The sequence below is a fragment of the Arachnia propionica genome (genome assembly GCF_003932785.1).
Lineage (GTDB): Bacteria > Actinomycetota > Actinomycetes > Propionibacteriales > Propionibacteriaceae > Arachnia > Arachnia propionica_B.
On record NZ_RQYT01000002.1, the window covers coordinates 1 to 24,633 of the forward strand.

At 67.0% G+C, this 24,633-nt stretch carries 20 protein-coding genes; 9 read left to right on the forward strand and 11 right to left on the reverse strand.

Annotated features, from left to right (window positions below):
* Window positions 1-233 precede the first annotated feature (233 nt).
* From EII35_RS01285 to EII35_RS01295, 3 genes are read right to left on the reverse strand one after another with little or no spacing between them, the layout of a single operon-like run.
* Window positions 234-1,670: a recombinase family protein gene (locus EII35_RS01285; protein WP_125226660.1), complete on the reverse strand. Its 1,437-nt coding sequence runs from the start codon at window positions 1,668-1,670 to the stop codon at window positions 234-236.
* A gap of 43 nt (window positions 1,671-1,713) precedes the next feature.
* Window positions 1,714-1,965, reverse strand: a complete 252-nt coding sequence (locus tag EII35_RS01290; protein ID WP_221739647.1) for an LLM class flavin-dependent oxidoreductase — start codon at window positions 1,963-1,965, stop codon at window positions 1,714-1,716.
* 27 nt (window positions 1,966-1,992) lie between these two features.
* A complete protein-coding gene (locus EII35_RS01295; RefSeq protein ID WP_185744099.1) occupies window positions 1,993-3,855 on the reverse strand; it encodes an alpha/beta hydrolase family protein in 1,863 nt (620 codons plus the stop codon).
* A gap of 128 nt (window positions 3,856-3,983) precedes the next feature.
* Here EII35_RS01295 and EII35_RS01300 point away from each other — a divergent pair, with 128 nt between their 5' ends.
* Window positions 3,984-4,508, forward strand: a complete 525-nt coding sequence (locus EII35_RS01300) for a DUF3145 domain-containing protein (protein ID WP_125226662.1) — start codon at window positions 3,984-3,986, stop codon at window positions 4,506-4,508.
* 70 nt (window positions 4,509-4,578) lie between these two features.
* Here EII35_RS01300 and EII35_RS01305 read toward each other — a convergent pair whose 3' ends face one another.
* From EII35_RS01305 to EII35_RS01335, 7 genes are all read right to left on the reverse strand, one after another.
* Window positions 4,579-5,835: a beta-ketoacyl-[acyl-carrier-protein] synthase family protein gene (locus tag EII35_RS01305; RefSeq protein ID WP_125226663.1), complete on the reverse strand. Its 1,257-nt coding sequence runs from the start codon at window positions 5,833-5,835 to the stop codon at window positions 4,579-4,581.
* A gap of 80 nt (window positions 5,836-5,915) precedes the next feature.
* The gene (locus EII35_RS01310) at window positions 5,916-6,161 is read right to left on the reverse strand and encodes an acyl carrier protein (protein ID WP_125226664.1); all 246 of its coding nucleotides are present in this window, start codon (window positions 6,159-6,161) and stop codon (window positions 5,916-5,918) included.
* A gap of 32 nt (window positions 6,162-6,193) precedes the next feature.
* Window positions 6,194-7,189: a beta-ketoacyl-ACP synthase III gene (locus EII35_RS01315; RefSeq protein WP_125226665.1), complete on the reverse strand. Its 996-nt coding sequence runs from the start codon at window positions 7,187-7,189 to the stop codon at window positions 6,194-6,196.
* Window positions 7,190-7,199: 10 nt separating this feature from the next.
* Window positions 7,200-8,135, reverse strand: coding sequence for an ACP S-malonyltransferase (locus EII35_RS01320; RefSeq protein ID WP_125226666.1), 936 nt, complete (start codon window positions 8,133-8,135; stop codon window positions 7,200-7,202).
* A gap of 184 nt (window positions 8,136-8,319) precedes the next feature.
* Window positions 8,320-9,510, reverse strand: a complete 1,191-nt coding sequence (locus tag EII35_RS01325) for a PucR family transcriptional regulator (RefSeq protein WP_125226667.1) — start codon at window positions 9,508-9,510, stop codon at window positions 8,320-8,322.
* A 46-nt stretch (window positions 9,511-9,556) separates the two neighbouring features.
* On the reverse strand, window positions 9,557-10,216 hold the full coding sequence (locus EII35_RS01330) for a carbohydrate ABC transporter permease (protein WP_260464973.1): 660 nt from the start codon (window positions 10,214-10,216) through the stop codon (window positions 9,557-9,559).
* A gap of 367 nt (window positions 10,217-10,583) precedes the next feature.
* On the reverse strand, window positions 10,584-11,963 hold the full coding sequence (locus EII35_RS01335) for an ABC transporter substrate-binding protein (RefSeq protein ID WP_125226668.1): 1,380 nt from the start codon (window positions 11,961-11,963) through the stop codon (window positions 10,584-10,586).
* 168 nt (window positions 11,964-12,131) lie between these two features.
* Between EII35_RS01335 and aceE the strand changes: the two genes are divergently transcribed.
* The 3 genes from aceE to EII35_RS01350 all read left to right on the forward strand — a co-directional run bounded on the left by aceE (window position 12,132) and on the right by EII35_RS01350 (window position 17,678).
* On the forward strand, window positions 12,132-14,936 hold the full coding sequence (gene aceE / locus EII35_RS01340) for a pyruvate dehydrogenase (acetyl-transferring), homodimeric type (protein ID WP_125226669.1): 2,805 nt from the start codon (window positions 12,132-12,134) through the stop codon (window positions 14,934-14,936).
* Window positions 14,937-15,019: 83 nt separating this feature from the next.
* On the forward strand, window positions 15,020-15,439 hold the full coding sequence (locus tag EII35_RS01345; protein ID WP_125226670.1) for a DUF3052 domain-containing protein: 420 nt from the start codon (window positions 15,020-15,022) through the stop codon (window positions 15,437-15,439).
* Between the two features lie 25 nt (window positions 15,440-15,464).
* Entirely contained in the window at window positions 15,465-17,678 is a 2,214-nt protein-coding gene (locus tag EII35_RS01350; protein WP_125226671.1) for a 6-phosphofructokinase, read from the forward strand.
* A gap of 15 nt (window positions 17,679-17,693) precedes the next feature.
* Here EII35_RS01350 and EII35_RS01355 read toward each other — a convergent pair whose 3' ends face one another.
* Entirely contained in the window at window positions 17,694-18,692 is a 999-nt protein-coding gene (locus EII35_RS01355) for a hypothetical protein (RefSeq protein WP_125226672.1), read from the reverse strand.
* A gap of 280 nt (window positions 18,693-18,972) precedes the next feature.
* Here EII35_RS01355 and EII35_RS01360 point away from each other — a divergent pair, with 280 nt between their 5' ends.
* The 5 genes from EII35_RS01360 to EII35_RS01380 all read left to right on the forward strand — a co-directional run bounded on the left by EII35_RS01360 (window position 18,973) and on the right by EII35_RS01380 (window position 24,633).
* Entirely contained in the window at window positions 18,973-19,881 is a 909-nt protein-coding gene (locus tag EII35_RS01360; RefSeq protein WP_185744100.1) for a 1-phosphofructokinase family hexose kinase, read from the forward strand.
* Window positions 19,878-20,891 (forward strand): LacI family DNA-binding transcriptional regulator, encoded by a 1,014-nt coding sequence (locus EII35_RS01365; RefSeq protein WP_125226674.1) that lies wholly within the window; start codon window positions 19,878-19,880, stop codon window positions 20,889-20,891. The genes EII35_RS01360 and EII35_RS01365 overlap by 4 nt, the downstream gene beginning before the upstream one ends.
* On the forward strand, window positions 20,884-22,206 hold the full coding sequence (locus tag EII35_RS01370; RefSeq protein ID WP_125226675.1) for an FGGY family carbohydrate kinase: 1,323 nt from the start codon (window positions 20,884-20,886) through the stop codon (window positions 22,204-22,206). Before EII35_RS01365 ends, EII35_RS01370 begins: the two co-directional genes overlap by 8 nt.
* Before the next feature lie 61 nt (window positions 22,207-22,267).
* Window positions 22,268-23,626, forward strand: coding sequence for an ABC transporter substrate-binding protein (locus EII35_RS01375; protein ID WP_125226676.1), 1,359 nt, complete (start codon window positions 22,268-22,270; stop codon window positions 23,624-23,626).
* 56 nt (window positions 23,627-23,682) lie between these two features.
* Window positions 23,683-24,633: a carbohydrate ABC transporter permease gene (locus tag EII35_RS01380; protein ID WP_125226677.1), complete on the forward strand. Its 951-nt coding sequence runs from the start codon at window positions 23,683-23,685 to the stop codon at window positions 24,631-24,633.

Consider the following 24,633-nt stretch of genomic DNA (forward strand, 5'->3'; position numbering starts at 1 on the left):
ATAGGGGGATCGTGACGAGGATCGTCACGGTGGCCTCCTGGCAAGGCGGACGACGAGGAGCGCACTGGATTGTGCGTTCGAGGAGGACAACGCCGCCAGGGGGACACCGGGGCGACCGCAGTAGATTCGCCTATCCGCGCGCCCTCTAAGTCGCGGCCCCGGTGGGATCTTCTTGTCTGCAACCATTCTCCCACGAGTCGACTCACCATTGCAATGACGAGTCGACTCATGAGTCAGTCGCGACGCGGCTCTATCCGAATCAGGTCGGGGTCGAATTTCACGTGACCGGGCGTGATGGGCTCGATGGTCACCGTCACCAGCTCGTCCACGAGCATCCGGCGGCGGTCCACGTCCAACACCTTCCACTTCGCCTCGACCACCTCGCGGCGCTCCGCGGTGCCGACCGGCTCCTCGACGTCCGCGAGCAGCTTCGCCGCCGCCGACACCGAACGGTCGAGCAGCTCCGCGTCGATCTCGTCGATGCGGGCCTTCACGTCGTTGATCGCTGCCGTTATCTCCAGGACCGGCTGATGGATGTCGCGCAGCAGCGGGCTCAGCTCCTTCACCCGATCGACCAGGGCGTTCCGCTCCGTCAGCAGCTCCTCGCGATCCGGCCCATCGTCCTCCTGTGGCATCACGAGGTCGTGCACGTCCACCGAGGACAGACGCGTGAGCACCGCCTCGGTGACCATCGCATCGACGGGCTCGCGCTGGCGGGTGAGATGGAACTGCTCGCCGCAGCGGTACGTCGGCTGCTTGCGGCTGTTCGTCCCCGAGACGAGCGTCGCGCCGCACTTCCCGCACAGCCCGATCGTGGACAGGAGATACTTCGGGTGGTTCCCCTGCCTCGCCGACCTCCGCACGTTGTCCTCCAGCTTCGCCACCGCGGCCCGCCACGTCTGCTCGCCGACGATGGGCGGGAACGCCTCGCCCTGAACCGGGTACAGCTCGCCCGACGCGTAGTGCTTGATGTAGCCACAGTAAAGCGGGTTCGCGAGCAGGTAGCGCACAGCATCGACGGAGAACTCCGACCCACGCGCGGTGAAGTGACCGGCGCTGTTCAGGTCCTCGCGGATTCGCCGGATCGACAGGGACGGCTCGCCGAGGAACGCATCGAAGGCCCGCCGTACGGCGGCGGCCTCCTCCTCGATCAACTCGCCGTCCCTCGTCCAGCCGAACGCCTTCCAGGCGGACGTGGGGATGCCCTCGGCGCGTCGGCGCTCGTTCGACCTGATTTGTCGCTCGGCCTTGCGTCGTGCCTCGAACCGGGCGAGAGCGGCGAGCATCGTCGCCCGGAACTCCCCGTCCGCCGTCGAGAGGTCGATCTCGCCGTCAACGGTGACGACACGCAGGCCGAGATCGATCAGTGTGTTCAGGTCCTTCGTGCTACGCAGGAGCCGGTCCATGTCCACGGCGACCACCATCGAGAACTTGCCCGCACGGGCGTCCTCCAGCATCTCGGCCCACCGAGTGCCAGCACGGCGCTTCTTCGTCGCGGACACCGCGTTGTCGTCGTAGACCTCGACGACCTTCCAGTCCTTGGCCTCGGCCAGCGCCCTGATCTTTCTCAGCTGGGTCTCGACGGTCCATCGGTCGCCCTTGCGGTCCATCGAGGCGCGGATGTACGCCGCAACCTCGTTCGTCTTCCTCAGCGATACCAGTTCGACCATGCAACCAAGCTTACGTGAACGGGTGTTGCAACCGCTACATGCGCTAACGCATGTCGATCACCCCGGTGCCGATCTCGATGCTGGAGGTCCGTGCCCCGACGGCGGCCAGCAACGGGAAGGGGGAGCCCAGCTGCTGTGCGAAGTGGTGCACCCGGAAGTAGGCACCGTCGATCCCCACCTCCTCGGCGGCCACCGCCAACTCGATGGACTGCAGCAGCGTGTCGGCCCCGGTCCGCGCGGCGGAATGCGGCGAATCGGTCCAGTGCCCGAAGTTCAGGAAGCCAATCTTCTTCATACCCGGAAAACAAGTTGAAGATTGAATTTATTCCTCGGGGGTGCCGCCGCTGGAGAGGTTCTCGATGATGAGCCTGGGGACGTCATCGCTGGGTGGTAGGTCGAGTACCTGTTCCAGGAAGGAGACCTTCGATTCGAGAGCGCTGCGACGAGCATCGAGGGAACGGAAGCCGTGGCCCTCGTTCTCGAAGGTGACCAGGGCCACGGGGAGTCCTTGGGAGCGCACTGCTTCGGCAAGGGAGAAGGCCTGGTCCGGTGGGACGACCTTGTCCTGCAGACCCTGGAGGATCAACATCGGGGTCTTGAGGCGGTCCAAGTGGTTGATGGGGGAGCGGTCCCGATAGAGCTGTTCCGCCTCAGGGAACGGCCCCACCAGGCTGAAGGTGTATCTGGACTCGGCCTTGTGGGTGCTGCTGACCAAGGTGGTGAGGTCGCCGATCCCGTAGGAGCTCATGCCGGCTGCGAAGATGTCGCTGCTCACCAGCGCCTGCAGCGTCGTGTAGCCCCCGGCTGAACCGCCCGCGATGACCACCTTGCCCGGATCGGCGAGTCCGGCCTGGCAGACCTCCTGGACGGCGGCCGCGACATCGGCGACCTCCAGGACACCCCATTGACCCTTCAGGCGCTCGCGGTAGGCGCGTCCGAACCCGGTGGAACCCGAGTAGTTGACATCCAACACCGCGACCCCGCGGGAGGCCCAGAACTGCACTGAGCGATCAAAACTCGGATGGTGCACCGAGGTCGGGCCGCCGTGGGTGAGGACCAGCAACGGGGTGGGTGCAGTGGCGCCTGGTGCCGGGTAGAACCAGGACTGTACTGCACCGGCCGGGCCCTCGGACCACCGGGCCTGGGGAATCGAGGCCCCCTCCCAGCGCTGTGATGTGACGATCTCGTGACGCACCCCCGTCGGTGAGATCCGGACCAACGAGGCAGGCCGGTCCGGCCACTCGGCGATGACGAACAACTCCTCGCCGCGGGCAGCCACGGACTCGATCATCGCTGTCCCGGGCAGGGGATAGGTGACCCCGCCATCACTGGGTCTCACCAGGGCGAGGGCGCCGCGGCCACCGGCGATCTCGACGGTGGCCAGCAGGTCCTCCCCAACTGCTGCCGAAGGTGGTGCATCCAGGACCCAGGTGGGGATGCTGCAGTCGTGGGGGACGAGCCACTGGTGGCGGAAGTCGCCGTCACGTACCGTCCAGTTCCAGTACCCCGACTCATCCGAGACCCAGGCGAGGGTCCCGTTGCCCAACCACAGCGGGTGCTGGGCGCTCACCCCATCGGTCGCGGCGACCGCGACCAGCGCAGCCGGATCGCCCAGGGGGCAGGTGAACACCTCGGCGGTGTCCCAACTCATGTTCGGGTGCATCCACTGGAACCAGGCGACCTGGTCACCGTGCACGGTCACCCCGGCATAGAAATCAGCCCCGGTGACCAGTACCCGGCCACCCTCGGTGTTGTCCGCTGCCAGGTCAAGGGTGACGATCTCAGTGCGTTCCTCCGGGTCGACCGCGTGGTCCTCCCTGACGCAGACGATGAGATCGTGATCGGGGGCCAGCGCCAGGCCGCCGTAGCGGAACCTCTCCGAGGGCGGGGTCACGGCATGGACCCGGCCGTCACGGGCGACCCAGACCTGCTTGGTGCGGTCGTCGCACCAGGCGACCACGTCATCGGCCACGGCATAGGCTCCGCCTCCGTACTCCATGACGCGAGTGCGCACCTCAGAATCAGGGGTGAGGTCCTCAACCTGCTGACCATCCCACCGGCGGATGGTGGTGCGGCCATCCTCGGCGGCGATGCTGGCCAGCCAGAAGACCCCGTCCCGGGTCGCCCGTACCTGACGAATTGAATCGGTTCCCAGCAGGGCTTCATCCAGAGTCATTCGGCGCATGTCCTCCATTAAACCCCAGACACTCCTGTTGTGCGGGGCCCTTCACTGATGCAGAATGGAGGCGTCCGCACTGTGTGGAGACGCCGATCGCAGGGGAAGGCAATCGGGCCGAACCCACAGGAGGACACATGAATGCACAACGGGCCGCCGCTGGCCTGCCGAAGGCGCGAGGGATGATCTTCATCCACTCGACGCCCGCTGCGTTGTGCCCTCATCTGGAATGGGCCGCAGCTGCGGTCATCGGGCCAGGGGCAGCATGGCGTTGGTCGGAGCAACCCGCCCAACCGGGTACCAAGCGCGCGGAGATCTCTTGGACGGCCTCTCCCGGTACCGGGGCACGGTTAGCCTCCGCCCTGGCGGAGTTCGCGCGTATCCGTTTCGAGGTCACCGAGGATGCCAGCCCCGGATGTGAGGGGACCCGGTTCTGCTACACCCCGGCCCTGGGGCGCTTCGCCGCGACGGTGGGTTCCCACGGGGATGTCATGGTGCCGGAGGACCGCATCCGCCATGCGATGGCCGAGACCAAGGGGGATCCACGGTTGCTCCGTGACGCGCTCGATCGACTCATCGGAACTGCTTGGGACGAGGAGCTCGAGGAGTTCAGATACGGATCGGAGGACGCACCGATCCGTTGGTTGCACCACGTGGTGTGACAATGGTGGGTCACCCCGTTGGGTGACCCACCATCACCGAATCTGACCCCACGGTGGGGCGGGAACAGATTCAGTCGGAGATGTTGGCATTGGTGACCACCACGGCCACGTTCGCGCCGCCGAACCCGAACGAATTGTTCACGGCGGCGAGATCGCCGCTGGGGAGCGGACGGCTGGTGTTCACGGCGATGTCGATGGGGAGACCGGGCTCGAGGTTCTCGATGTTGATGGTTGGAGGGACCGTCCGATCCTTGAGGGCCATCACCGTGGCGAAGGTCTCCAGGGCTCCGGCGCCGCCCAGGAGATGACCGGTCATCGACTTGGTGGAGGTGACCACGCAGTTCTCGACGGCGTCGCCGAGTGCCGCGGCGATGGAGTGGGCCTCCGTGATGTCACCGGGAGGCGTCGAGGTGCCGTGCGCATTCACGTGGATGATGTCACGGGGGCTCAACCCCGCCGACTCCAAGGCCTTGCGCATGGCCGCGGACTGTCCCCGACCTGTCGGCTCGGGGAGCACGATGTCATGGTTGTCGTTGGAGATCCCCGCGCCGGCGAGGGTGCCGTGGATCCGGGCGCCGCGGGCCTTGGCGTGCTCGAGGGTCTCGATAACCATGATCACCGCGCCCTCTCCGAGGACGAAGCCGTCACGAGCGGTGTCCCAGGGACGTGAAGCGTGCTCCGGGTCGTCGTTGCGACGGGACAGGGCCTGCATCTGGGCGAAGGCGTTCAGTGGGAGGGGGTGGACCACACCCTCGGAACCCCCCACGACCGCGATGTCACAACGGCCCAGCCTGATCTGGTCGAGACCCAGCGAGATCGCCTCGTTCGACGAGGCGCAGGCACTGACCGGGGCGTGCACGGCGGCGGCGGCTCCGAAGGTCAGGCCGAGATTGGCCGCCGGGGCATTCGCCATGAGCATGGGAATGGTGAAGGGGGACACCCGGCGCGGCCCCTTCTCCTTCTGGATGTCCCAGTTGGAGACGAGGGTGTGGAGGCCGCCGATACCGGTCCCGACACACACCGCCAGGCGGTCGGGGTCGATGGGGTTGTCCTCCCCGAGACCGAGACCCGCATCGGTCCAGGCCTCGAGGCCGGCCACCATGGCCAGCTGCGAGGCCCGATCGAGCCGTCGGGCCGCCACTCGGTCCAGTCGCTCCGCGGGGTCGCTGATCACCTCCGCGGCGAAGGTGACGGGCAGCTGCTGAGCCCATTCATGCGTGAGCGTGTGCGCACCGGAACGTCCGGCGAGCATGGCCTGCCAGGTGCTGGGGGCATCGGTACCCAGCGGCGTGAAGGCGCCGAATCCGGTGATGACGACCTCGGTCATGGAGTCTCCTCGGGGTGCAAGCGGGTGCGGAATGAGGATTCGCCGGGTGCCTCTGGTCGAGGTCACCCGGCGAATGCGCCTCAGGACTGGGCGCGCTCGATGTAGGCGACGGCGTCGCCAACGGTCTTGAGGTTCTTGGAGTCCTCGTCAGGGATGGTGACCCCGAACTTGTCCTCGCAGGCGTAGATAATCTCCACCATGGACAGGGAGTCCACGCCGAGGTCGTCGATGAACGACTTGTCGAGCTGGACGTCCTCGGCGGCAACCCCTGCGACGTCGTTGACGATCTCTGCGAGGTCGGCGCGGATCTCTTCGGTGCTGGCCATGTTCTTCTCCTAGATGTTGGTGGCCGGTTGGGTCATGGCAGGACGACGACCTGGCCCGCGTAAACGAGCCCGGCGCCGAAGCCGATGATGAGGGCGGTCTGCCCGGAGGTGGCCTCGCCCGATTCGAGCAGGGCCTCCATCGCCAGCGGCACGGAGGCCGCCGACGAGTTGCCCATGTGGACGATGTCACGGGACACCACCACACTCTCGGGCAGCTTGAGGTGGCGCAACATCGAATCGGTGATCCGGTTGTTGGCCTGGTGGGGGATGAAGACGTCGAGCTGGTCAGGGGTCAAGCCGGCGCGATCCAGGGTCTCCTTGGTCTTCTCCGCGATGAAGGTGGTTGCCCAGCGGAACACGGCCCTGCCGTCCATGGAGATGAAGGGCATGGTCCGCCCGGCATCGCTGGCATCCTCCCAGTCCTCGATCTGGATGGCCTGCGCCTGGGCTCCGTCGGAGCCCCACACAACCGGCCCGAGGGCGGGGGTGTCGCTGGGACCGAGAACGACCGCGCCGGCGCCGTCCGAGAACAGAAAAGCCGTTGACCGGTCCGTGATGTCGACCATGCGGCTCAACGCTTCCACCCCGACGACGAGGACATGGCTTGCGGCACCTGAACGGATCAGGGACTCGGCCATCCCCGTGCCGTAGCAGAAGCCGGCACAGGCCGCGGAGAGGTCGAATGCCGCGGGCCCGGCCGACAGACCGAGCTCGTCGGCGATGTAGACCGCAAGTGAGGGGGACTGTTGGAAGTGCGAGACGGTTGAGCAGATCACGGCGTCGATCTGCCTGGGTTCGAGGCCGGAGCGTTCGATAGCCCTGCGACTGGCCGCCACGGCCATGGACAGGGGAGTTTCCTCCTCCGTGGCCCAGCGACGTTCACGGATACCGGTTCGCTGCTCGATCCACTCTGGTGTGGAGTCGATCATCGTGCACATCTCCTCGTTGTCCACGATGCGTGAACCACGATGTCCTCCCACGCCGAGGATGCGGGCATGGGGTGCGCCGATGGATGGGGTGATGCTCATGTGCGGCCTTTCAGGCGGTCTCGGCGTGGGCGGTGCAGAATGCGCGGGCGTCGTCGAGCTGGTCGGGGGTCGACAGGTTGAACACCTCGACACCCTTGAGGTTGCGCTTCGCGATGCCGGTGAGGGTTCCCGCGGGAGGGAGCTCCAACAGTCCCGTGACCCCCATCGAGGACATCGTCTCCATGCACAGATCCCAGCGAACGGGGTTCGCGACCTGGGCCACGATTCGTTCGAGGTGGCAGCGCCCCGAACCGACGGCGACGCCGTCGGCGTTGCTGAGCATGGGGATCCGGGGGTCGACGGCGACCATGGCCTCGGCGAATCGGGTGAGTCGCTCCACGGCCGGGGCCATGTGATGGGTGTGGAAGGCGCCAGCGACGCTCAGCGGGATCAAGCGGGCGCGCCGGGGGGCGTTGTCCGCCAGGGCAGCCAACTGATCGGTGGTGCCCGCGGCGACGATCTGGCCAGCGCCGTTGTTGTTGGCCGGCGTGAGGCCGGCCGCCTCGATCGCGGCCAGGACCTCGTCGCGATCCCCCCCGATCACCGCCGTCATGGAGGTCGGGGTCACGGCCGAGGCAGCCGCCATGCCACGACCCCGTTCCCGGACGAGCACGAGGGCGGACTCGGGGGACAAGACGCCCGAGGCGGCGGCAGCGGCGAGCTCTCCGACGGAGTGGCCGGCCAGGACCCCGACCTGGGAGGCCGCTGCCTCGGAGTCGGGGAACAGCTGCAGGAAGGCGGCGAGGGCAGAGGCGACCAGCAGGGGCTGGGCGATGGCGGTGTCCCGGATGGTCTCTGCGTCCGAGGTGGTCCCGTGCGCGACGAGATCGATGTCGGTCACGGCGGAGAACCACTCGAGTCGAGCGGCGAAGGTCGGGTCCTCGAGCCAAGGGGCGAGGAACCCCGGGGTCTGGGCACCTTGGCCCGGCGCAACGACAGCTAGCACGCAACCAACTCTGCCTGTGCGAGCCGGAGAATGTGGCCCGGAGGGCGACGCAAATGTTCCGCAACATTTGTGGGAACCCCACAAGCGGAGGTGAAAGGGAGGCCTGAAGGCGGGATCACCGGGGCCTCCACGAGAGGTCGGTCATGGTGGTTTCCCGACAAGCCTCGTGCCCTGGGCCGAGGGTTCAGTCCTGGAGTCGGCCCAGGGTGATGGCGAGACGCAGGACGTAGGCCTCCCTGGCATCCGTTGGGTTGTACCCGGTGAGTTCCTGGACGCGCTTGAGTCGATAACGAACCGTGTTGGGGTGGATGTACATGGCGCGGGCGGTGGCCTCCGTCGAGGAGCCGGCATCAAGGAATCCGACGCAGGTGTCGAGGAGTTCCTTCGAGCCACGGAGAGCCTCGTACACCTCTTTCGCGAGGGTCCGCCGTGCGTGCCCATCACCGGCCAGCGCCCGCTCGGGAAGAAGATCGGCGGCCAGCAGGGTGCGTGGTCCCTCCGGCCATGCCTTCGCGGCGCGGAACCCGTGCGCGGCCTCGCGGGCCGACTTGGGTGCGCCTCCGAGGCCGGCGCTGAGAGGACCGACGACCACCGGGCCGTCGGCGAAGCATCCCTCCAGCTGACGGACCACGGAGCACGTGGCCTCGGCATCCGTGAGGGCGGCCCCCGCGAGGATGCACACCAGGCGTTCCCCTTGGGGGGCGGCGAGGACGTCCAACTGGAGCCTCGATGCCGCCCGACGCAGATCCTCGACGCGTGGGTCCTTCGGCGCGCCGGCCAGCACCACCACGGTGGGCGCCTCGGAGTTCCACCCGAGGGTGGAAGCGCGGGAGAAGACCGATTCGTCGGTCTCGTCCCGCACCACCGCGTCGATGACGGTGGCCTCGATGCGCGAGTCCCAGGCACCCCGGGACTCCGCCGCCCGGGCGTAGACGGCGGCGGCGGCGAAGGCGATCTCCCGGGAGAACAGGACGATCCCGATCTGCAGCGGCTGCCGGTCCGCGCGGGGGAGCAACAACTGGATCTGTTCCTCCACGACGTCCGTCGTCGTGCGCACGAGGTCGACGGTCTGCTGGAGCGAGATCCTGCCCGCCATGGCCCGCGGCGCGGCATCGAAGACCCGCTCGGGGACGAAATCCTCACCGGAGACCCAGTCGACGAACCCGTCGATGCCGCCACGGGCGAGGATGCTGATCCAGGAGCGGGACTCGGCGTCGAGTTCGGCGAACCAACCGTGGCGTGTCTCGAGGGCCGTCAGGGTGGCGGTGTTCATGGCCGCACGTGCCGAGCGGAGACGTTTGAGGATCCCGGCACGGGTGCGTGCCGAGGGGACTGTGGCCGGCAGGGTTCCGGCGCGGGGAGACGAAACGGACATCGTGTCGTCAGCCTACCCGCGCCGGAACATGGGTGATTGGGTGGGGTCAGCCCTTGACAGCGCCGCCGAGCATGCCGCGAACGAAGAAACGCTGCATGGCCAGGAAGACGATCATGGGGATGAACATCGAGATGAACGCGCCCGCGCTCAGCAGGTGCCATTTCGCGCCGAGGGTCCCGGACAGCTCCGCGACCCTGACGGTCAGGGGTGCCACGTTCTTGTTGCCTCCTGCGAAGGTCAACGACACGAGCAGGTCGTTCCACACCCACAGGAACTGGAAGATCCCGAACGACGCGATCGCCGGGAGCAGCAATGGCAGCAGCACCCTGAAGAAGATCTTCACGTGACCGGCCCCATCCACCTTGGCGGCCTCGATGAGGGAGGCGGGGATCTCCTTCATGAAGTTGTGCAGCAGGAAGATGGCCCGCGGCAACGCGAAGATGGAATGGGACAACCACACCGTCCAGAAGGAGCCCGCGATGCCCCAGTTGACGTACTGGGTGAGCAGCGGGACCAAGGTGACCTGGATCGGGACCACCTGAAGGGCGAACACCGCCACGAACAGGATGTTGCGTCCGGGGAACTCGATCCAGGCGAAGGCGTAGGCCGCGATGAGGGCGATGAAGATCGGGATCACCACGGAGGGGATCGTGATCACGAAGGAGTTCAGGAAGAAGGTGCCCAACTCCGTCGACGAGTTGTTCATCGCCTCGTCGTAGCTCTGCAGGGTGGTTCACAGGGTCTGTGAACCACGTCCACCAACCGGTGGTACGGATCTCCTTGGCCGGGCGGAGCGACGTGAGGAACAGCCCGAAGGTGAGCATCAGCCCGGCAGGGAGCAGGAAACCGATGGCGGGCAGCCATCCTGGCCACAGGTCCGCGGTGAAGAGGATGATCGCCATGACCGCGGCGAACATCAGGACGGCGACGCACATCACCAGCATCCTCTCGGCGGGGGGTGTCGGCAGCGAGCAACCAGTCCATGGGGTCAACTCCTGTCTGAGTTGGTTCTCAAGGGGTTGGGACCACGGCCCTGAAGGCGCGGTCCCAACCCGTACGAGAAGACGTAGGCGTCAGTTCTTCGGCCAGCTGTTCTCGATCTCGGTGAGCACATCCGTGCTGGACTGATCAAGCGTGATCCAGTTGGTCATGCCCTTCCAGAAGGTCCCGGCCCCGACAGCACCCGGCATGATGTCCGAGCCGTCGAAGCGAACCAGGGTCTTGTCATCGGTGAGCAGTTCGAAGGCGAGCTTGTCGATCGGCGACTTGAGGTTGTTGGGATCCAGCTTCTTGTTGGCGGAGACCCAGCCGGCACTTGTCGCCTTGGCCTTCTCGTTGCTCCACTCCGGCGAGGTCAGGTAGGCCTGGAACGCCTTGACCTCCTCGCGGTCGGAGAAGGCTGCGGCGAACTCGCCACCGGTGAGGAGCGGCTGCGTGGCGGCATCCTGGCCGGGCAGGTAGAAGGCGAACACGTCGCCGTCCTCGGCGACCGTGACGTCCTCGGGCCAGTTCGCTTGGTAGAACGACGCCTGTCGGTGCAGGAAGCACGTTCCGTCGAGGATGGGTAGACCGGCCTCACCGGACGGGGTGGTGGCGATGCTCTTGACGTTGCCGTAGCCGCCGTTGACGTAGGCCTCGTTCTTCAGGATGCTGCCGGCCTTGTCGAGTGCGGTCACGACCTTGGGGTCGTTGAAAGGGATCTCGTGGTTCACCCACTTGTCGTAGTCCTCAGGGCTGGCGAAGCGCAGCATCATGTCCTCGAGCCAGTCGGTGGCCGGCCACCCGGTGGCGCCGCCCGACTGAATCCCCGCGCACCAGGGTTTCGCATCCGGATGATCCGCGACGATCTCGTCGGTCAGGGCCATGAGGTCATCCCACGTGGTGGGGATCTCGTAGCCGTTCTCCTGGAACTGCTTCGGGGAGTACCAGACGAAGGACTTGGCGTTGGCACCCACGGGAACCGCGTAGACCTTGCCGTCGACGGAGCCGTACTCCTTCCAGTCCTGGGTGTAGTTCTCCTCGATGTTGGTCAGGGCCTGGCCGCTGACCTCGACGACCTTCCCGGGGAACCGGTCGACGATGGTCTTGAGCAGGCCGGGCTGGGGCAGGTAGGCGATGTCCGGAGGAGAACCTGCCTCGATCTTCACGGGCAGCTGGGCCTCGAACTCGCGGGAGCCCTCGTAGTTGACCTTGGCACCCGTGCACTCCTCGAAGGCCTTGAAGGAGTCGATGTGAGGCTGATCCTCGGGGCTGACGATCGAGGTGTAGACATTGATGTTCCTGCCGGAGAGATCCCCGTACACCTCGTAGGCGGCGCAGTCCGTGGGGGAATCATCCCCAGCAGCTGACGACGCCGGGTTCGCGGAGCCCCCGGAGGAGCCACAGGCGGCCAGCGCCACCAGTGACAGGGCGCTGAGGGTGGCCAGGGCTCCCCGGTTCGTGATGCGGAACATCCTTGTCCTTTCCATCGGGTCGGAACACCACTTCCTCACCTCATCCCATCCGAAGCGGGAGGGATGGAGCAAGCCAATGTGGTCACGATCCAGTAACGATTTCATGTGGGAGGCGTTCCCGAGAAGTACCCGGAACCGCTTGGGTGTCCTCGGGGCAGGATGCGCGGTATGTTTGATGCACCTGTGCTCAACTGCGACGAGAGGACTCATGTGAGCATCAACGACGAGGCCGGGCCCATCCTGAACGGGCTGCCGACGAACCTCCCCGACACTGATCCGGGTGAGACCGCGGAGTGGCTCGAATCGCTCGATGGGGTGATCGAGCATGGGGGGCGCAACCGTGCCCGTTACGTGATGCTGAAGCTGCTTGAACGCGCGCGTGAACTCCACGTGGGCGTGCCGTCGTTGACGGGTACCGACTACGTCAACACGATTCCGGTCGACAAGGAACCGGAGTACCCGGGTGACGAGGATCTCGAGCGCCAGATCCGGCGCTTGCTGCGCTGGAACGCCGCCATCACCGTGCACCGTGCCCAACGCCCCGGCGTGGGTGTGGGCGGCCACATCTCGTCCTTCGCCTCCTCGGCCACCCTCTACGAGGTCGGCTTCAACCACTTCTTCCGCGGCAAGGACCACCCGGGTGGTGGCGACCAGGTGTTCTTCCAGGGGCACGCGTCGCCGGGCATGTACGCCCGCGCGTTCCTTGAGGGACGCCTCCAGGAGGTCGACCTCGACGGCTTCCGTCAGGAACACAGCCACATCGTCGACGGCCGGGTGAGGGCACTGCCCTCCTATCCGCACCCGCACCAGATGCCCGACTTCTGGGAGTTCCCGACGGTCTCCATGGGGCTCGGCCCCATGAACGCCATCTATCAGGCGCAGTTCAACCGTTACCTGCACAACCGGGGCATCAAGGACACCTCCGACCAGCACGTGTGGGCCTTCCTCGGTGACGGCGAGATGGATGAGCCGGAGTCCCGTGGTCTGCTCCAGCTGGCGGCCAACGAGGAACTCGACAACCTCACCTTCGTCGTCAACTGCAACCTGCAACGGCTGGATGGCCCGGTCCGCGGCAACGGCAAGATCGTGCAGGAACTCGAGGCCTTCTTCCGCGGTGCGGGCTGGAACGTCATCAAGGTCATCTGGGGACGCGGCTGGGATCCGCTCCTCGCGGAGGACTCCGACGGCGCCCTCGTCAACCTCATGAACACCACCGCCGATGGCGACTACCAGACCTTCAAGGCCAACGACGGCGCCTATGTCCGGGAGCACTTCTTCGGGCGCGATCCGCGGACCGCGGCGATGGTCAAGGACTGGAGCGATGAACAGATCTGGTCGCTCACCCGAGGCGGCCACGACTTCCACAAGGTGTACGCGGCCTACAAGGCGGCAACGGAGTTCACGGGGGCCCCGACCGTCGTCCTGGCCCACACCATCAAGGGGTACTTCCTCGGGCGTCATTTCGCCGGACGGAACGCGACCCATCAGATGAAGAAGATGGCGCTGGAGGACCTCAAGTCGCTGCGTGACCGAGTCCATCTGCCGATCTCCGACGAGGTGCTGGAGGCTGACCCGTACCGCCCGCCGTACTTCCGTCCGTCCGAGGACGATCCGCGCATGCAGTACCTGCAGCAGCGTCGTCGGGAACTGGGTGGCTACCTCCCCGAACGCCGGGGGGACCGCAAGTTCATCTCGCTTCCGGCGGAGAAGACCTACGACTCGGTCCGAAAGGGGTCCGGCAAGCAGGGTGTCGCCACGACGATGGCCTTCGTGCGACTCCTCAAGGACCTCATGAGGGACAAGGAGTTCGCTCCCCGTGTGGTGCCGATCATCCCGGACGAGGCCCGCACCTTCGGCATGGACGCGTTCTTCCCGACCATCAAGATCTACAACCCCCACGGCCAGAACTACACCCCCGTGGATGCGGACCTGTTCCTCAGCTACCGTGAGGCGGTCAAGGGGCAGATCCTGCACACCGGTATCAACGAGGCGGGTTCCGTGGCGGCCTTCACCGCGGCGGGCACCTCGTACGCGACCCACGGTGAGCCGATGGTCCCGATCTACGTCTTCTACTCGATGTTCGGGTTCCAGCGCACCGGGGACTCCTTCTGGGCCGCCGGCGACCAGCTGGCGCGCGGTTTCATCATCGGGGCCACCGCTGGCCGCACCACCCTGACGGGGGAGGGCACCCAGCACATGGATGGTCATTCCCCGATCCTCGCGTCCACGAACCCCGCTGTGGTGGCCTACGACCCGGCCTACGGGTACGAGATCGCCCACATCGTCAAGGACGGGCTCCGGCGGATGTATGGCGAGCAGCCGGAGAACGTCATGTACTACCTCACGGTCTACAACGAGCCCTACCAGCAGCCCGCGGAGCCGGAGGGCGTGGACGTCGAGGGCATCCTCAAGGGCATGTACCTCCTTCGCCCCGGTTCGACCGAGGGGCTCGGGGAGGATGCGCGCCGCGCCCAGATCCTCGCCTCCGGCGTCGGCGTGAACTGGGCGCTCGAGGCACAGGAACTGCTGCGACGGGACCACGGCGTGGTCGCCGACGTATGGTCGGTGACCTCCTGGAACGAACTGGCCCGCGAGGGGCGCCGCCGGGACCGTGAACGCTTCGACGATCCGTTCGGCGAGCACGAGCCAACCTGGGTGGAGCAGAAGCTCGAGGGCACCTCCGGCCCCATCGTCGCGGTGAGTGACTACATGCACGCCGTCCCGGACCAGATCCGGCCCTGGGTGCCGCGGGACTACTCCACCCTCGGGGCCGATGGTTTCGGATTCTCCGACACCCGCGCCGCGGCCCGTCGTCACTACCGGATCGACGGACCCTCCATCGCGGTGGCGGTGCTGCAGCGTCTCGCCATGAACGGTGAGGTGCCGCAGGAATGGGCGACGGAGGCTGCGGCGCGCTACCGTCTCGACGATGTCACGGCCGGGACGTCCGGCAAGGCCGGGGACGACGAGTGACCCGACCCGACGTGTTGTCAGGGAGCCCGGGTGCGCAGCACCCGGGTCATCTGGCAGGCTAGGGACGTGGCACCGTTGAAGGAATGGAAACTCCCGTGAACGCCGCGAACGAGGGGGAGGTGCTTGGCCTCAGGCCAGGCATGGTGGTCCAGGAGCTCGGCTGGGACGAGGACACGGACGCAACGTTGCGTGACCTCATCATGGACGCGATCGACGCCGAGATGGTCGAGGAGGCCATCGAGGCCGTCGACGTGGTCTTCCTGTGGTGGCGGGACGACGACGGCGACGTCGCCGACGGACTCGTCGACGCGATGACCGACCTGGCCGGGACCGGGTGGATCTGGCTGCTCACCCCCAAGGTCGGGCGCCCCGGCTACGTCGGCCCCAGCGACATCTCAGAGGGGGTGACCACCGCTGGTCTGTCCCTGACCAGCCAGGTCAACGTCAGCCCCCAGTGGCAGGCCCACAAGGTGGTGCGCCCCAAGGGGGGTGCGCGCCGCTGAACCCCGCAACCGAGAGAGGACCATCATGACCGTCAAACCCCGTATCGGAGTCCTCACCTCGGGTGGCGATGCCCAGGGCATGAACGCCGCCGTGCGGGCGATCGTGCGTGCCGCCATCCAGGCCGGGGCGGAGGTGTTCGCCATCCGGGAGGGTTGGCAGGGCGCTGTCCTCGGGGGCGACCACATCCAGCAGATGGGGTGGGGGGACGTGTCCGGGATCCTCAACACCGGAGGAACGGTGATCGGTACCGCCAGGTGCCTGGAGTTCCGCGAACGCGAGGGTCGGCTCCGGGCGGTGCGCAACCTCGTCCAGGCGGAGATCGATCGGCTGATCGTCATCGGTGGTGACGGGTCGCTCACAGGAACGCGGGAACTGCGCGTCGGATGGGGCGACCTGTTGGAGGAACTCGTGGCCTCCGGCGAACTCTCCTCGGAGCTGGCCGAACGTCACCCCGTGCTCCGGATCGCCGGTCTCGCCGGTTCGATCGACAACGACATGGTCGGGACCGACATGACGATCGGCACGGACAGCGCCCTCCACCGCATCACCGAGGCCATCGACTCCATCAGCAGCACCGCCGAGTCGCATCAGCGAACCTTCATCGTTGAGGTGATGGGGCGCAACTGCGGCTACCTGGCCCTCATGAGCGCCATCGCGGGGGGAGCCGATTACACGTTCCTGCCCGAGTCCCCGCCGCTTGATGGCTGGGAGGACCAGATGGTGGAGGTCCTGGAGCAGGGAAGGGAGGCTGGGCGGCGCGACTCCATCATCGTCGTCGCGGAGGGGGCCGCTGACCGGCAGGGAGAAGCCATCACCGCATCCCGGGTCCAGGGGGTCATCCAGGAGCGCACGGGTGAGGAGCCGCGCATCACGATCCTCGGGCACGTGCAGCGGGGTGGCACCCCGTCGGCCTATGACCGTTGGATGGCAACCTCCTGTGGGGTGCGCGCCGTTCAGGAGGTGCTCCGCGCGGATGCGGACTCGGAGCCACTCCTGGTCGGGGTCCAGAACCACGAGCTGAGCGCCGTTCCCCTGCTGGACGCGGTGGACCGGACCCGACGCATCGGTGATCTCATCGCCGAGGGGGACTACGAGGCTGCGATCGAGTCCCGGGGGTCGGGGTTCATGATGATGATTGACATCTACCGGACGTTGTCCGAGGCCACGCCGTCGGTTGCCTCCCCTGGAGGCACGCGGGTGGCCTTCATGCACGCTGGAGCGCTCGCGCCGGGCATGAATCAGTTGGCCCGGGTCGCGGTGCGTTCAGGGATCGACCTCGGTCACCATGTGCTCGCGGTGCACGGTGGAGTGCCGGGACTCATCGAGGGGCGCCTCGAGGAGGTGACATGGGGAGCCGTGGAGGGCCTTGCCAACACGGGAGGGGCCAGCTTCGGGACGCGCCGCCACATCCCCACCGAGCCGGAGCTGTACCACATGGCCCGTCAGCTGGAGGAGCATCGCGTGGATGCGCTGCTCATCATGGGTGGCTTCCACGCCTATGCCACGGCCGACCTGATGGAACGGGAACGTCGTCGCTACCCGGCGTTCAACATCCCGATCGCCGTGGTTCCCGCGAGCATTGACAACAACCTTCCGGGTTGGCCGATGGCGGTGGGCGCGGACACCGCCATCGGCGTCGTCGTGGACTGCATCGACATGGTACGGATGTCGGCGTCCGCGTCCAAGCGGGCCTTCATCGTCGAGACGATGGGTCGGGGATGTGGCTTCCTGCCATTGGTCGGTGGGCTCGCCGGTGGGGCGGAGAAGGCCTATCTCCCGGAAACCGGGATCTCACTGGCCGAGTTGGAGCGTGACATTGCCGCACTCGTCGACGCCTTCGACTCGGGACGCAGTTTCTACCTGGCCGTGACGGGCGAGAACGCCAGCGTCCACTACACGACGGATGTCCTGTCGAATTTGTACGAGGCCGAGGGCCGGGGACGGTTCACCGTGCGTGAGTTCGTGGTGGGGCACATCCAGCAGGGTGGGATCCCTTCCCCGTTCGACCGCATCAACGCCACCCGACTCGCCTGGAACGCGATGCGCAACCTGGATCAGCAGCTCAAGGAGGGGCGGGCCGACTACGTCGCGGCCCATGCCGGGAGCCCGGGCCTGTTCGCGCCGTTGCGTGACGTGGCCCACGACATGGACTGGGACAACCAGCGGCCGCGGGAACAGTGGTGGTGGCGGCTCCGGGAGACATTCGACACCCTGAGTCGGCGTCCCGGGCAGGAGTGAACCACCGCTGTTCACTCAGCAGAGCGGCAGGGTGACCTGAAAGTTCCTGCTGGCGGAGCAGTTCATCGCAGCCAGCTCCCCCCGTGCCGCCTCGGCTCCCGACGATTCCACCGCGGTGTCCGGGATGACGCTTCGCAGCGTGAGGATGTGACCATCGCTGACGCGAATCACCACCGTGAACGACACGGTGTTGGCCACCCCGTCGGCCGTTCGGGTGCCGCGGAAACCGCAGGTCACCCCGGTGCCCTGGGCCGGATCGATCCCGATCGGCAGGGTGGGGGTGGGGGTGACGTCGCTGAAGGTGGCCTGCATGCTGGCGGAGACGGCCTCGCAGGTGGCTGACGCATCGGGTCCGGCGGCGGCCAGCGTGGCGACCTGGAGTCGGATGTCAGTGGCGGCGTGGCTGAGCCGGATGACGCGACGGTCCCCTTCGATGATCTCGTCACGGTAGAGGTTCCAGCCGGGCGGAGCAGTGATGGTCGTGTCGTTGAGTTCCAACGGGCCGGGGGCCTCGGTTGCGCCCTCCGTGCTCTCGGGATCGGATGAGGGGGATGCGGGCGGTGAGGTCGCCTCGGTCGGAGTTGGAGATGCCGACTGCGAGGCGGGGACGCGGGGCAGCAGCGTGAACCAGCCGACCACCACGAGCGCAACGATGAGAAAGCAGGCGCCGACGAGCAGCAGCCATCGTCGACCCCTTCGGTTGGGCCGGTCCGGCGGCTCCGGCTCGGGGTCGGCGTCATCCTGCACGGGATGATCCGGGACCGGTTCCCGCTCGGCCCGGGACTCCGGGGTGGCGATCGTGGCCTGATCCCAGGCCGATTCCTCAGGGAGGACCTCTGGCTCAGCCGGCGCGAAGCGGCGGCCGGCCCTGCGTGGAGCCGACGGGGGATCCACGGGGTCCACCAGCGCACGGCGCCCAGGGCTGCTGGGGGCGGGAGGCCGCCAGCTCTCCGTCGGGGCGGGTTCGGGATCGGCGCAGCGTCGAGGAACCGTGCGCGACACCTCATCGGCCATGGGGCTCCTCTCACTGGCGTACAACCGCCAAGTCTAGATGAGTGACACCAACTCGGTGGGGAAGCGTGGGGCAGCAGCGTCGGATGGGAATCCCTGTCTCGGTCCTCGGGGCCAGCGGGCGGGCGCTGAGAGAACGCCACCCGGTAGCGCTTGGTAAGGGCTCATGTCAAAAAACAAGCAGAGCCCTTGACAGGTGGTCGGGAACGTGAAAACGTTTGCGCAACGAGCGGGTTCCCACGAGGAGGTGGGGAGGATGTTGCTGGTTTGTCCCAATCCGACGATGGATCGCCAGGTCTTCGTCGACGAGCTGTTTCCCGGAGCCGTCCTGCGTGCCACGAGGAATCGTGTGTTCCCCGGAGGCAAGCCCATCAACGTGGGCCGTGCTGCGCGCGCCCATGGTGTCGAGGCGGCTCTGCTGATCCTGCTGCCGGAGGTCAATCATGGGTATCGGCAACTGCTTGTCGAGGAAGGCACTGACGCCCTGGTCCACGCGGTCCCGGGACACGTCCGGGACACCGTCATCCTCTATGAGGGCTCCGGCCGGGTCACCGTGATCAACGGCCCGGGTGTCGAGGTGAGTCCTGCGATGTGGGACGGGTTCGTCGATCGTGCCGGGAGTCATGCGCAGGGTCACGAGTGGGTCGCGGTGACCGGGAGCTTCCCGCGTGGGGTCGGCCCAGTGGGTGTCGCCGATCTGATCCGAGCGATCCGTGGCACCGGCGCGAGGGTCGCGCTGGACACCGGACCACAATGGTTCATGGCGGGGCTGGAAGCCGGCGTGGAGCTGGTCGCCCCCAATCTCGCCGAGGCCAGGCAGGCCCTCACGGGTGCCCCCCTGGTGGAGGCCGTGGAGGTGCCGGAAACAGCCGAACATGATGCGATGGAGGCGGCCCGTCACCTCGCAGGACTTGGCGTGGAACACGTCGTCGTGACCGTTGGAGCCGCGGGTTGCGCATGGGCCAACGGGAAGGAAGCAGGCTTCGTGCCTGCCCTCGACGTCCCCGTGGTGAACCCGATCGGGGCAGGGGATGCCTTCCTCGGGGGCCTGTTGGCGCGGCTGGAACGGGGGGAGGACCTGCATGAGGCCGTGGCCTGGGGGAGCGCCACCGCCGCTTCGGCGGTGGGTCAGTGGGTTCCGGGAGGAGCTGATGCCGAGCGGACCGGATCCCTGCGCAGGAGGCTGCCATGACGAGCAGTCCGGCCAAGTCCCGTCCCACCCTCGTCGAGGTGGCCCGCGCGGCAGGGGTGAGTGTGGCCACGGCGTCGCGTTCCCTGAGCCGGCGGGGCCGGGTGGCGAAGGCCACACGTGACCGGGTCGAAGCGGCGGCCGAGCGTCTCGGGTTCACCAGGAACGCCATGGCGACGAGCCTTCGAGGACCCCGGGCCTCCACGATGCTCGGGCTCATCGTGCCCAGCCTCGTCGATCCGTTCTTCGCGGCTGTGGCAGCCGGACTCCAGACGGCGGCAGCCCAACGACACCTCGGCGTGATGGTCGCCTGCCACCATGGCGAGACGGGGGAACTCGAGCGTCTCGTCCGAACCATGGTGGCCCACCGTACTCTCAGCGTCATCTTCGTGCCCATCCCCGGGCCCGCGCCCCGATCCCTCGCCGCGGAGGCCGAGTACGGGACCGTCCTCATGGCCCTGGATGCGCCGGCCGAGGGGGTTCGTTGCGACACGATCGTCACTGACAACCGTTCCGCCGCCGAACGGATCACCTCGACCCTGTTGGCGCGGGGACACCGAAGCTTCTTCATCGTCGCCCTGGCCCTGGAACTGTGGACCCAGCAGGAGCGACTGATCGCGATCCGGGAGACCCTGCAGTCGGCGGGGGTGCCCCTGGACCCCGGGTCCGTGGTGGCGGCCCCGGCGGCTGGCGAACCGGACGCCACGAGGACGCGTGCCCTGCTCGAGCGGCAGCGCCCGGACGCCGTGATCGGCCTGAGCATTCTGCCCCTGGTCTGCGCAATCCGGGTTGCCCGGGAGGCAGGACTCGCCCCCGACTTCGCCTGCTTCGACAAGAACCCCCTGTTCGATCTCATTCCCGAGGCGATCCTCGGAGTGGAACAGGATCCTGTGGCCATCGGCAGAACGGCGGTGGAACGCGTCAGCACTCTCCTCGAGGTCGGCCGGAACGATCCGGAAACCCTGGTGCTCCCCTGGCGGGGCCCCTTCGTCTGGGGAGGCCGGCATGGCTGAGTTGACCATGGGTGTCGACATCGGCACGACACGCCTCAAGGCGGGTGTGGTGGATGAGGAACGGGCCCTGATCCACGCCGAGGCCACCGCCACCCCATGGCGGATCACGGATGAGGGCCCGGTGGTCGACGTGGCTGAACTCGGCGACGTCGTCATCGGGATCGTCAGGCAGTGCGCCCGTGAGGTTGCAGCACTGGGGCACTGGGTCGTCGGGATCGGGACCACCGGCATGGGTGAGACCGGCGCGCTCCTCGACGCGGGTGGGGAGCCCTTGGCCCCCGGGTTCGCCTGGCATCACACCCTGGGGGATGCCGACGCGGTGCAACGTGCCCTGGGGCGCGACCGGTTCGCGGCGGTCACCGGGCACGGCTGCGATCTCGCTCCCTCCGTCATCAAACTGGACTATCTCCGGGGCATGGGGCACCGGTTCGCGCCTGGGCAACGCTGGCTCAACATCCCCGAATACATCTCCTACCGGCTCACGGGGGAGCAGGCCTGTGAGTTCTCCCTGAGCGGTAGGACAGGTCTCTACGACCTCAGGGGACAGTGCTGGTGGGATGATGCCCTCAACCTGATCGGGGCGGGCACGTGGCTCCTGCCGGGGGACCCCTTGCCCGCCGGAGCGGCGGTGGGAAAGGTTCCTTCCTCCATCCCGGAGGTGGCCGGGGCGGTCGTGACCACCGCGGGCCACGATCACCCCGTGGCGGCGGCGTCCGTCATGTCTCCCGTGCCGGGCACCCTGTGCTACTCCCTCGGGACGTCGGAGGCGCAGCTCCGGGTGGTCACGGCGGATCTGGCCGAGGAACAGATCAGGGCGCTCGTGGCGATCGGCGCCACCGTGGACCGCCATCCCAACGGGGAGGCCTGGTACGTCCTCGGCACCCTTCCCACGGGGTTGACCCTGGAACGTCTCGCAGCATTGCTCGGCAGGAGTGACACCCGGGAGCGGCTCGCCCTCAGTCGGGAGGCCATGACCGTGGAACGGGCACCCGGGGCGCGCCTTCGAGAGGTGTCGCTCGACGGCTTCGACATCGTGGGCGTCACCTCCGGGGACACCCCGGCCGGGCTGTGGCTCACAGCGGTGGAGAGCCTCCTGGCGGTCTCGGACGGGCTCCGGGATGAGATGTCCGCAGTCATCGGAGCACCGCGGGCGGAAACAGTCCTCGGTGGCTGGACGCATGACCCCTTGGTGATGCGTGAACGGGGCCGACGCGGCCAACGGGCCACCGACAACAGTCCACTGGAACCGGGGATCGTCGGGGCCGCCATGGCCGCTGCCAAGGCCAGTGGACAGGTCACGGCGTTGTGGCAGTGACCACCCGGGTCGGCACCACCGACCCGACCATCCAACCCAACCTGAACACAAAGGAGTCGAAATGGCTGGGATCAGCAGAAGGACACTCTTCACCGGGCTCGCCGCCTCCGGGACGGCATTCGCCCTGTCCAACTGTGCGGGGGCCGGAGGATCCTCCGGTTCCGCTGGAACTGAGGGTGGCGGCGCGTTGAACGTCCTCATGGTGGGCAATCCCCAGATGACCGATCTGGAGGGGCTCGCGAAGAAGTTCACGGAGGAGACCAAGATCGAGCTGAAGATCACGATCCTCCCCGAGAACGAGCTGCGCGACCGCGTGGCCCAGGACGTCTCCACCCAGGGTGGCCTCTTCGACGTCGTCACGATCGGCGCCTATGAGGGATCGGTGTGGACCGCCAACGACTGGCTCCACAACCTGCAGGAGAAGGCGCAGGGCGACGCGGCGTTCGACGTCGATGACATCATGCCCGCGATGAAGGGCGTGCTGTCGAAGGACGGCGACCTGTACGCGATCCCGTTCTACGGTGAGTCCGCCTTCACGATGTACCGCAAGGACATCTTCGACAAGCACGGCCTCACGATGCCCGCCAAACCGACGTGGACCGAGATCCGCGCCCTCGCGGAGCAGTTGAAGACCTTGGAACCGACCATGAACCCCATCGTGCTCCGGGGCCTCCCCGGCTGGGGCGAGAACATGGCGGTCATCGGTTCGATGCTCAATGCCTTCGGCGGCGGTTTCTTCGACGCCGACTTCAAGCCGATGCTCACCTCTGACGAGACCAAGCAGTGCGTCGAGTTCTACGTCAACCTCGTCCGCGATCTCGGACAGTCCGGGGCCACCACCGCGGGATTCACCGAATGCCTCAACACCATGAGCCAGGGGGAGGGCTGCATGTGGTTCGACGCGACGAGTGCCGCCAACAGCCTCGAGTCCCCCAAGTCCTCCAAGGTCGTCGGGAAGATGGGATACGTCGATGCGCCGAGCGAGGTCATGCGCTCTGGCTGGGTCTGGGCCTGGGCCTGGGGGATCCCGAAGACCACCAAGCATCTCGAACAGGCATGGAAGTTCGTGTCCTGGGCCTCGAGCAAGGAGTACGAGCAACTCGTGGGCAAGGAACTCGGCTGGACCCGGGTCCCTGACGGCAAGCGGCAGTCGACCTTCCGGATCCCCGAGTACAAGGAGGCATCCGCCGCCTACAGCCAGGTCATGCTCGATGCGATCAACGCGTCGGATCCGCTCAACTGCGGCGCCTACCCCCACCCCGGTCCTGGCTGCCAGTACCTCGCGATTCCCGAGTTCGGCGAACTCGGCACCACGTTCGGCCAGGAGATCAGCGCTGCGCTGGCCGGACAGAAGACCGTCGACGATGCCCTCGCGGTCTGCCAGCAGGCGGCCCAGGAAGTCGCTGACAAGCACAAGTAGCAGTCCTCGCCCGGGGCGCACCTGCGCCCCGGGCATCGACGGAAGGCAGGTGTGGCATGACCGCCACTCCCCAGGCCGCCAAGGCCCATGCGATCCGGTTGAGCAGACGGCGCAACCGCCTCCGGCTGCTCCCGCTGCTGCCGGCGCTCATCTTCCTCATCGTGGTGACCCAGGTCCCGTTCGTGGTGACGATCATCATCTCGTTCACGCGCTGGAACATCATGTACCCCAACGACATCGCCTTCGGCACCCTCGACAACTACATGGCGGTCCTGAGGGACACACGGATCATGGCCGGTATCGGCAACACCATCATCATGGTCGTGGCCACCGTGATCGGGTGCCTCCTCCTCGGACTGGTTCTGGCATTGCTCCTCAACCGACGATTCTTCGGTCGCGGCGTGGTCCGGACCATGATCATCACGGCGTTCCTCGTGATGCCCATGGCCTCGTCACTCATCTGGAAACACCTCTTCTACAACCCGCAGTACGGGTTGCTGCGCGGGATCCAGATCTGGCTGTCGAAGATCGGCATCAACCTCCCCGCCCCCAACCTGACGGGCGACCATCCCATGCTGTCGATCATCATCGTTCTCATCTGGACCTGGACACCGTTCATGTTCCTCATCCTCCTGGCGGGGCTCCAGTCCCAGGACCCCGAGGTCCTCGAGGCCGCGGACGTGGATGGGGCGGGAAACTGGGCCAAGCTCCGCTTCATCACTCTCCCCCTGCTGCGTCCCTACATGGAACTGTCCGTGATCCTCGGCGTGATCTACCTGCTCAACGCCTACGACCAGGTGTTCTCGATCACCCAGGGCGGTCCCGGCACCGCGACCACGAACCTCCCCTACGCCATCTACATCACCGCCTTCAGGGGCTACGACTACGGCGAGGCATCCGCAGCCGGCGTGCTCGTCGTCCTCGGCAGCATCGTCGTGGCCACCTTTGGCCTGCGGCTGGTCTCCAGCCTGGCCGACGACACCATCTCACCGAAGGAGGGGAAGTGA